Here is a 9,961-nt window from a genome sequence, read left to right as displayed (position 1 = left end):
GTCGAGAGCCTGGGCGCCGACTGCATCGCCAAGGAGATGCGGCCCGAGCATCTGGAATTCCTGCAAGGCTTGCTCGACCGCGCCGGCGTGACCGGCGTCAAAGCTTCGGAGTTCAAGCGCTACGGCTCGGCGCGCAAGCTCTACAATTTCAATATCGACAACGCCGACGCGTATTGAGGCAAGATGACCTATCGCAACCCGCCGACGACGCCGCGCAAATCCGCGACCTTCGACGACTACACGCTTTCCGAGATCCGCCGCGCAGCAGCGACCGGCATCTATGACATCCGCGGCGCCGGCGCCAAGCGCAAGCTGCCGCATTTCGACGATCTCTTGTTCCTCGGCGCCTCGATCTCGCGCTATCCGCTGGAAGGCTATCGCGAGCGCTGCGACACCAGTGTGGTGCTGGGCACGCGCCACGCCAAGAAGCCGATCGAGCTGAAGATCCCGATCACCATCGCCGGCATGAGTTTCGGGTCGCTGTCCGGCCCCGCCAAGGAAGCGCTCGGCCGCGGCGCGACGCTGTCCGGCACCTCGACCACCACCGGCGACGGCGGCATGACGGAGGAGGAGCGCGGCCATTCCAATCAGCTCGTCTATCAGTACCTGCCGTCGCGCTACGGCATGAACCCGCGCGACCTGCGCCGCGCCGACGCGATCGAAGTGGTCGTCGGCCAAGGCGCCAAGCCCGGCGGCGGCGGCATGCTGCTTGGCCAGAAGATCTCCGACCGCGTCGCCGAGATGCGCACGCTTCCCAAGGGCATCGACCAGCGCTCGGCGTCGCGCCATCCCGACTGGACCGGGCCCGACGACCTCGAGATCAAGATCCTCGAACTGCGCGAGATCACCGACTGGGAAAAGCCGATCTACGTCAAGGTCGGCGGCGCCCGCCCCTACTACGACACCGCGCTCGCGGTGAAGGCCGGCGCCGACGTCGTCGTGGTCGACGGCATGCAGGGCGGCACGGCCGCGACGCAGGAAGTGTTCATCGAGAATGTCGGCCAGCCGACGCTTGCCTGCATCAGGCCGGCGGTGCAGGCGCTGCAGGACCTCGGCATGCATCGCAAGGTGCAGCTCATCGTCTCCGGCGGTATCCGCAACGGCGCCGACGTCGCCAAGGCGCTCGCGCTCGGCGTCGACGCGGTATCGATCGGCACTGCGGCGCTGGTTGCGCTTGGTGACAACGATCCGCGCTGGGAGGTAGAGTACAATGCGCTCGGCTCCACCGCCGGCGCCTATGATGACTGGCACGAGGGCCGCGACCCGGCAGGCATCACCACGCAAGATCCGGAGCTGATGAAACGAGTCGACCCGATCGCGGCCGGACGGCGGCTGGCGAATTACCTGAAAGTGATGACGCTGGAGGCGCAGACGATCGCGCGCGCCTGCGGCAAGAACAGCCTGCACAATCTCGAGCCCGAGGACCTCGTCGCGCTGACCATCGAAGCGGCCGCCATGGCGGGCGTGCCGCTTGCCGGCACCAACTGGATACCGGGCAAGAACGGCTTCTAATCAATGAAGGGCCAAATGCCTTGGGCCATGGCCGACAAAAAATGGGGAACTGGTGTGACTACTGATCTTGCAGAATTCGCAAGGGCGAAAAACGTTAAATATTTCATGATCTCCTACACCGACCTGTTTAGCGGGCAGCGTGCGAAGCTGGTGCCGGCACAGGCGATCGCCGACATGCAGAAGGACGGCGCGGGATTTGCCGGCTTCGCCACATGGCTCGATCTCACCCCGGCGCATCCGGACATGCTGGCGGTTCCGGATCCAGCCTCGGTCATACAGTTGCCGTGGAAGCCGGAGGTCGCCTGGGTCGCCGCCAATTGCGTCATGGACGACAAGGAGGTCGGCCAGGCGCCGCGCAACACGCTGAAGCGGGTGATCGAAGAGGCCGCCCGCGACGGCATGCATGTCAAGACCGGCGTCGAGGCGGAGTTCTTCCTGATCTCGCCGGACGGCAAGGCGATCTCCGACGAATACGATACCGCCTCAAAACCATGCTATGACCAGCAGGCGGTGATGCGCCGCTACGACGTCATCGCTGAGATCTGCGACCACATGCTGGCGCTGGGCTGGGGCCCGTACCAGAACGACCATGAGGACGCCAACGGCCAGTTCGAGATGAACTGGACCTTCGACCATGCGCTGGCGACCGCCGACAAGCACTCGTTCTTCAAATTCATGGTGAAGTCGATTGCCGAAAAGCACGGCCTGCGCGCGACTTTCATGCCCAAGCCCTTCCAGGGCCTGACCGGCAATGGCTGCCATGCGCATATCTCGGTGTGGGACGAGACCGGCAAGACCAATGTCTTCGCCGACAATGCGATGGAGCTCGGCCTTTCCGCCAAGGGCAGGAACTTCCTTGGCGGCATCATGAAGCATGCCTCGGCACTTGCGGCGATCACCAACCCGACGGTCAATTCCTACAAGCGCATCAATGCGCCGCGCACGATTTCTGGCGCGACCTGGGCACCGAACACGGTGACATGGACCGGCAACAACCGCACCCACATGGTGCGCGTGCCAGGCCCGGGCCGTTTCGAGCTGCGCCTGCCCGACGGTGCAGCCAACCCGTATCTGCTGCAGGCCGTCATCATCGCTGCCGGTCTCGATGGCATCCGCTCGAAGGCCGACCCGGGCAAACGCTACGACATCGACATGTACCAGTTCGGCCATACCGTGACGGATGCGCCGAAACTGCCGCTCAACCTGCTCGACGCGCTGCGCGAGTTCGACAATGACAAATCGCTGAAGGCGGCGCTGGGTGAGGAATTCTCGTCGGCTTACCTAAAGCTGAAGCAGCAGGAATGGAATTCCTATGCTTCGCACTTCACGCAGTGGGAGCGCGACCACACGCTGGATATCTGAAGCATCGGACCGAAAAGTGCGAAGCGGTTTTCGGACGAATCCGATGCGTTAAGGAAGACCATCAGCGCGATGCGAGCGAGCTCGGAATGACTTTATGAAATACTCGATCTTCTCGCTCGCCCGCGCCGCTCTCTCCGGCCACAAGAACTGGCAGCGCACCTGGCGCGACGCCAGCCCGAAGGGCCGCTACGATGTGGTGATCATCGGCGGCGGCGGCCACGGGCTGGCGACGGCATGGTTCCTCGCCAGCGAGTTCGGCATGCGCAACGTCGCGGTGCTGGAAAAAGGCTGGATCGGCTCCGGCAACGCCGGCCGTAACACCACCATCATCCGCTCCAACTACGGCTTGCCCGGCAATACCGGCTTCTACGAATTGTCGATGAAGCTGTGGGAGCGGATGGAGCAGGACCTCAACTACAACGCAATGGTCAGCCAGCGCGGCGTCATCAACCTCTACCACTCCGACGCCCAGCGCGATGCCTATGCGCGGCGCGGCAACACCATGCGCATCAACGGCATCGACGCCGAATTGCTCGACCTCGCGGCGGTCAGGAAAATGATGCCGTTCCTGAACTTCGACAATGCGCGCTTCCCCGTGCAGGGCGGGCTGCTGCAGCGGCGCGGCGGCACGGCACGGCACGACGCCGTCGTGTGGGGCTACGCGCATGCGGCGAGCGCGCTCGGCGTCGACATCATCCAGAACTGCGAGGTCACCGGCTTCACGCGCGATGCCAACGGCAAGGTGACCGGCGTCGAGACCTCGCGCGGCCGCATCGGCGCCGGCAAGGTCGGCATGGCGGTCGCCGGCTCCTCATCGCGCGTCGCGGCGATGGCGGGCCTGCGCCTGCCGATCGAAAGCCATGTGCTGCAGGCCTTCGTCTCGGAAGCGATCAAGCCGCTGCTGCCCAATGTCATGACCTTCGGCGCCGGCCACTTCTATGTCAGCCAGTCGGACAAGGGCGGCCTGGTCTTCGGCGGCGACATCGACGGCTACAATTCCTACGCCCAGCGCGGCAACCTTCCGGTCATGGAGGATGTCTGCGAGGGCGGCATGGCGCTGATCCCGATGATCGGCCGCGTCCGTCTTCTGCGCCAGTGGGGCGGCATCATGGACATGTCGATGGACGGCACGCCGATCATCGACAAGAGCCCTGTGGAAGGGCTCTATCTCAATGCCGGCTGGTGCTATGGCGGCTTCAAGGCGACGCCCGGCTCCGGCCTGGTCTTTGCCCATCTTCTCGCTCGCGATGAGTCGCACCAGGAAGCCGCGCGCTTCCGCCTGGACCGCTTCCAGCGTGGCGCAATGATCGACGAAAAGGGCCAGGGCGCCCAACCGAACCTGCACTGAAGGCCCTGCCATGCGCATAGTCTGTCCCTTCTGCGGCGAACGCGAACTCGGCGAGTTCACCTATCTCGGCGACGCCAAGCCGCAACGCCCAGCGCCGGAAGCCGGCGAGGACGTTGCCGTCTACGAATACGTCTACCTGCGCGACAACATCGCCGGCTCAATGAGCGAGCACTGGTATCATGGCGGCGGCTGCCGGGCCTGGCTGAAGGTCACCCGCAACACGCTGACGCATGAGATTTCAGCCGTCGCGCCCGCGGCTGGCGCCGGTGCCGCAAAGGTTGGCGCGTGATGGTGGGCGGCGCGCAGACACACCGGCTGGCGAATGGCGGTCTCATCGACCGTTCGACGCCGCTGAGCTTCCGCTTCGACGGCAAGACCCTGCTTGGTTTCCAGGGCGATACGCTGGCCTCGGCGTTGGTCGCCAACGGCGTCAAGCTGGTCGGCCGTTCGTTCAAGTACCATCGTCCGCGCGGCATCCTGACGGCGGGATCGGAAGAGCCGAATGCGCTGGTCGAATTGCGCAGCGGCGCCAGGCGCGAGCCGAACACCAAGGCGACGACAGCGGAACTGTATGACGGTCTCGAGGCCGCCAGCCAGAACCGCTGGCCGTCGCTGCGCCACGATTTTCTGTCGGTCAACCAGCTGTTCGCGCCGATCTTCGTCGCCGGCTTCTACTACAAGACCTTCATGTGGCCGGCAAAGTTCTGGGAGGCGATCTACGAGCCGGCGATCCGCCGCGCAGCGGGGCTGGGCCGCGCCGCCGGCATCGCCGATCCCGACCATTACGACAAGGCGTGGGCGCATTGCGACGTGCTGATCGCAGGCTCCGGCCCGGCGGGACTGGCGGCAGCTTTGGCTGCCGGCCGCTGCGGCGCGCGCGTCATCCTCTGCGAAGAGGATTTTGCCCTCGGCGGCCGCCTGCTCGCCGATGGCGGCACGATCGACGGTCTGCCCGCTGCCGAATGGATCGCGCGCACGCTGGACGAGCTTGGCTCGATGCCCGATGTCCGCATCATGACGCGCACGACGCTGTTCGGCGTCTATGACGGCGGCACCTATGGCGCGATCGAGCGCGTCAACGACCATCGGTCGGTGCCGCCGGAGCACCAGGTGCGGCAACGGCTGTGGCGCATCGTGGCGAAGCGCAGCATTGTCGCGGCGGGCGCGATCGAGCGGCCGATCGTCTTTGCCGGCAACGACACGCCCGGCGTGATGATGGCGGCCGCCATGCGCAGCTATGTCGGCCGTTATGCAGCAACGCCAGCAAAACGCGTCGCGCTGTTCACCAACAACGAGGATGGCTGGCGCACGGTCGAGACGGCGCTCAGCACAGGGCTGCAGGTGGCGGCAGTGATCGACGCGCGGCCGGATGTCTCGCCGGCTCATCGCGCGCTTGCTTCCAAGAACGGCTTCGCGGTGCTCAACGGTTCGGTTACCGGCGTCGACGGCGGCAAGGATGGCGTGCGCAAGATCGCCGTCTCGCTGACCGGCGGCGCGCGCGCCGAGGTCGACGCCGACGGGCTTGCCGTCTCCGGCGGCTGGAATCCTTCGGTCGGGCTGACCTCCTATCATCGCGGCCGGCCGAAATGGCGCGACGACATCGCCGCGTTCGTGCCGGATGGCGTGCCGCCCGGCATGCTCGCCGTAGGCGCCGCCAACGGCGCCTTCGGCCTCAGCGCTTGCCTGCGCGAAGGGTTTGAGGCCGGCGCCGCTGCCGCAAGCGGTAGCGGGCGCGGCGGCACCGCAGGTTCAGCGCCGATCGCCGACGACGAGACCTTCTCGCTCACCCCGCTCTGGCATGTCGCCGGCAAGGGCAAGGCCTTCGGCGACCAGCAGCACGACGTCACCGCCTCCGATGTCGAACTGGCGCAGCGCGAAGGTTTCGAATCGGTCGAGCACCTCAAGCGCTACACCACACTCGGCATGGCGACCGACCAGGGCAAGACCTCCAACATTGCCGGCCTCGCCATCATGGCGGCGGTGAGCGGTAAATCGATCCCGGAAACCGGCACGACGATCTACCGTCCGCCTTACGTGCCGGTCGCCATCGGCGCTTTTGCCGGTCACCACCGCGACGAAAACTTCCACGCGACGCGGCTGACGCCGTCGCATCACTGGGCGGCGGAACAGGGTGCGGTCTTCGTCGACACCGGTTTATGGAAACGGGCGCAGTGGTATCCCCGCGCGGGCGAAAAGGACTGGCTGGAATCGGTCACCCGCGAGGTCAAAACGGTGCGCGGCGGCGTCGGCTTCTGCGATGTCTCGACGCTCGGCAAGATCGATGTGCACGGTCCCGACGCCGGCGCCTTCCTCGACCGCGTCTACATCAACAGTTTTTCGAACCTCGCCGTCGGCAAGGCGCGCTACGGGCTGATGCTGCGCGAAGACGGCATCGTCTACGACGACGGCACGACCTCGCGGCTGGCCGAGGATCACTATTTCCTCACCACCACCACCGCCAAGGCCGGGCTGGTGATGCAGCATCTCGAATTCTGCCGCCAGGTGCTGTTCCCCGAGCTCGACCTGCAGTTGACCTCGGTCTCCGACCAGTGGGCGCAGTTCTCAATCGCCGGGCCGAAGACCCGTGACCTGCTTCGCGAAATTGTCGATCCCTTGGAAGACCTGTCGAACGAAGGTTTTCCGTTCATGGGCGCGCGCGAAGTCGCCTTGCGCGGCGGCATCAAGGCCAGGCTGTTCCGCATTTCGTTCTCCGGCGAGATGGCGTTCGAGATCTCGGTGCCGGCGCGCTACGGCGAGGCGCTGGTGCGCAATCTGATGATCGCGGGAAAACCGTTCGGCGTGACACCCTATGGCACCGAGGCGCTCGGCGTGATGCGCGTCGAGAAGGGCCATGTCGCCGGGCCGGAGCTCAACGGCACCACGACCGCCGCCGATCTCGGCCTCGGCAAGATGATGTCGACCAAGAAGGATTTTATCGGCCGCGTCATGGCCGGGCGCGAGGCGCTGGTGGCGCCGGACCGGCAGGTGGTCGTCGGCATCAAGCCGACCGACAAGGCGCGGCGGCTGCGCTCCGGCGCGCATGTCATTCCGAAGGGCGAGATCCCCGGCCCCGGCAACGACCAGGGCTATGTCACCTCGGTCTGCTTCTCGCCGACACTCGACCAATGGATCGGGCTCGGGCTGGTCGAACGCGGCCGCGAGCGCATCGGCGAGATCGTGCGCGCGCACGACCCGCTGCGCGGCGAGGAGTACGATGTCGAACTCTGCAATCCCGTCTTCTACGATCCGGAAGGAGGGCGCCAGCGTGGCTGAGTTTTCCTGGGACGTCCGCAGCCCGCTGGACCGCGCGCTGGTCGCCGGCCCTTATGGCGCGCAAGGCGAAGCCGGCGTGGCGCTGACCGAGATCCGAAATTTCGACCTCGTGCAGATCATGGCGCGGCGCGGCAAGGCCGCCGACATGGCCAGGGCCTCGAAGGCTCGCTTCGGCGCGGCGACGCCGGAAACGCCGAAGGCGGTCGGCACCGCCGACGCGACGCTGATCTGGTCCGGACCGGATCAGTTTTTCGTGCTGTCGAAGGGCGGCAGGCACGGGATTGAGGCGCTTGCCTCGGTCTTTGCCGGTTCGGCTTCGCTTTCCGACCAGTCGCATGCGCGCGTGCTGATCAGCGCATCCGGGCAGAGAGCGCGCGCAATGCTCGCCAAGCTATCGTCGATTGATCTGCATCCCTATGTGTTTGCGATTGGCTCCGCTGCTGCAACCTCGATGGATCACACCAGCGTCACGCTGTGGCGGGGTGGTGATCGCGGCGGGCAGGCGGTGTTCAACCTGCTGGTGTTTTCGACCTTCGCCGAAAGTCTCTGGCACACCATTCTCGATTCGGCTGCGGAGTATGGCGTTACGATCGCGCATTCCGAGGAACTGGTGTAGCGCATGTGCGCGCACTCTCCTTCTCCCCCTGTGGGAGAAGGTGGATCGGCGCGTTAGCGCCGAGACGGATCAGAGGTGCGCGACGGAGTGAGACGCCGGCGTTCCTTCGCGCACCCCTCATCCGTCGTCTTCGGCGACACCTTCTCCCACAGGGGGAGAAGGAGGAGCCGGCGCCATCTCCACCTTGCCAAATCCAACCCCGCTGCTATTCTTGCTGCTAAACTAATTTCACACACAGGCAAACTTGTTGCTCGAAACATAGGGTCGAGATGAGCCAGTCGCCCTACCCCGCCGTCGCCTCCGGGCCGCCCCGACCGAGCCTCATCCTGAGGCCTGGCCAGATCGCGCTGCCGTCCGGCATCGAGCGCTACACCGTGCAGGGCAATGGCGCCGTGCTGCTCGACGTCGAGGCCGGCGATACGGTCAGCGTGCGCAATATCGAAGGCGGACAGGCCTGCGAGTTGTTGGCCTGGGGCAAGGACGGCGTCACCGATCCCGGCATTTTCGGCGAGGCCGCAAACAGCAACGCCGCCGGCATCAAGGCGCTGCTGGCGGATGGCGACGACAGCTTGTCGGCGCTGCGTCTCGGCCTGCAACGCCGCCAAGTTCAGCTTGAGCAACCGAAGGCCGTGCGCGTCTTCGGCGCTACGACGCCGGCCGGCACCGAGCAAGGCTTCGCCGTGCAGCGCGATGGCGCGATGCTGATCGCCGCACCCGGCGGACCGATGCTGGTCGACGGCCACGACACAGCGACGCCGCTTACCGTCACCGTGCGGCGCAACACCATTCGGCTGAAGACCAGGTCGCAACTCCCCGATCCGCTCGCCGATCCTGTGCTCGATCTGCGTGTCCATTCGGCGACCGCCGAAGCCTATTTCGTCAAGGCCGGCGACTATCTGCAGATCATCGATGTCGATGGCCGGCAGTGCACCGACTTCCAGTGTTTTTCAGCGCGCAAGCTGGACAAGGGGCGCGACCTGCCGCTCGACGTGACGACGACGCGCACGCTGATGGGCGCCGCCTATCCGATGCCCGGCCTGCATTCGAAATATTACGACCAGGACATGGAGCCGCTGGTCGAGGTGGTGCAGGACACTTGCGGGCGGCACGACGCCTTCGCGCTCGCGTGTGCGGCCAAATACTACGACGATATTGGTTATCCCGGGCACACCAACTGCTCGGAGAATTTCAACAAGGCGCTTTCGGACAAGGGCGTCACGCCCCGCGCCGGCTGGATGGCGATCAACTTCTTCTTCAACACGGCAATCGACGCGCATGGCGTCATGGTGTCGGACGAGCCGTGGTCGCGGCCTGGCGACTATGTGCTGTTGCGCGCACTGACCGACATCGTCTGCGTCTCCTCCGCCTGCCCCGACGACACCACGCCCGCCAATGGCTGGAACCTCACCGACATCCATGTGCGCACCTATTCCGGCCAGCACAAATTCTCGCGCGCGATCGCCAGACGCATGACGCCCGATTCGGAACCGAAAATGACCCGTGAGACAGCCTTTCATTCGAGCTTTGCCAAGCACACGCGCGACTTCGCCGAGTACAGGGGCTACTGGCTGGCCAACTCCTTCGCCAAGGAGGGCGCCATCGCCGAGTACTGGGCCTGCCGGCAGGCGGCGGTGATCATGGACCTGTCGCCGCTGCGCAAGTTCGAGGTGACAGGACCGGATTCGGAAGCGCTGCTGCACTACACGCTGACCCGCGACGTCAAGAAGCTCGGCGTCGGCCAGGTCGTCTATTCGGCGATGTGCTACGAGCATGGCGGCATGATCGACGACGGCACGCTGCTGAGGCTCGGCAAGGACAATTTCCGCTGGGTCGGCGGCGACGACCTGTCC

7 protein-coding genes and 1 pseudogene are annotated in these 9,961 nt (G+C 65.6%); all 8 read left to right on the top strand.

The annotated features are described in order from the left end of the window. A pseudogene (locus EN742_RS12705) lies at positions 1-177 on the top strand (protein GlxC); the annotation flags it as partial. 6 nt (positions 178-183) lie between these two features. Then, positions 184-1,512, top strand: coding sequence for an FMN-binding glutamate synthase family protein (locus EN742_RS12700; RefSeq protein ID WP_127406241.1), 1,329 nt, complete (start codon positions 184-186; stop codon positions 1,510-1,512). 54 nt (positions 1,513-1,566) lie between these two features. Beyond that, positions 1,567-2,874, top strand: coding sequence for a type III glutamate--ammonia ligase (glnT, locus tag EN742_RS12695; protein WP_127406239.1), 1,308 nt, complete (start codon positions 1,567-1,569; stop codon positions 2,872-2,874). A 94-nt stretch (positions 2,875-2,968) separates the two neighbouring features. Continuing rightward, on the top strand, positions 2,969-4,222 hold the full coding sequence (locus tag EN742_RS12690) for a sarcosine oxidase subunit beta family protein (protein ID WP_128332866.1): 1,254 nt from the start codon (positions 2,969-2,971) through the stop codon (positions 4,220-4,222). Between the two features lie 10 nt (positions 4,223-4,232). Then, the gene (locus EN742_RS12685) at positions 4,233-4,511 is read left to right on the top strand and encodes a sarcosine oxidase subunit delta (RefSeq protein ID WP_127406240.1); all 279 of its coding nucleotides are present in this window, start codon (positions 4,233-4,235) and stop codon (positions 4,509-4,511) included. After that, positions 4,511-7,495 (top strand): sarcosine oxidase subunit alpha, encoded by a 2,985-nt coding sequence (locus tag EN742_RS12680; RefSeq protein WP_245492304.1) that lies wholly within the window; start codon positions 4,511-4,513, stop codon positions 7,493-7,495. The genes EN742_RS12685 and EN742_RS12680 overlap by 1 nt, the downstream gene beginning before the upstream one ends. Next, complete coding sequence (locus EN742_RS12675; protein WP_127405681.1) at positions 7,488-8,111, top strand: sarcosine oxidase subunit gamma family protein; 624 nt, start codon at positions 7,488-7,490, stop codon at positions 8,109-8,111. The genes EN742_RS12680 and EN742_RS12675 overlap by 8 nt, the downstream gene beginning before the upstream one ends. Positions 8,112-8,380: 269 nt before the next feature. Beyond that, positions 8,381-9,961: DUF1989 domain-containing protein (locus EN742_RS12670; protein WP_128332865.1), on the top strand; the 1,581-nt coding region annotated here is incomplete at its 3' end.

Origin of the sequence: Mesorhizobium sp. M4A.F.Ca.ET.020.02.1.1 (assembly GCF_004022645.1) — a bacterium.
In the GTDB taxonomy this organism is placed as follows: Bacteria; Pseudomonadota; Alphaproteobacteria; order Rhizobiales; family Rhizobiaceae; genus Mesorhizobium.
Note: the sequence above shows the minus strand (reverse complement) of the source record. Positions and strands in the feature narration are given on the sequence as shown.

Coding starts and splice junctions, on each gene's coding strand:
- EN742_RS12700 (WP_127406241.1), top strand. CDS start 184: ATGACCTATCGCAACCCGCCGACGACGCCGCGCAAATCCGCGACCTTC.
- EN742_RS12690 (WP_128332866.1), top strand. CDS start 2,969: ATGAAATACTCGATCTTCTCGCTCGCCCGCGCCGCTCTCTCCGGCCAC.
- EN742_RS12685 (WP_127406240.1), top strand. CDS start 4,233: ATGCGCATAGTCTGTCCCTTCTGCGGCGAACGCGAACTCGGCGAGTTC.
- EN742_RS12680 (WP_245492304.1), top strand. CDS start 4,511: ATGGTGGGCGGCGCGCAGACACACCGGCTGGCGAATGGCGGTCTCATC.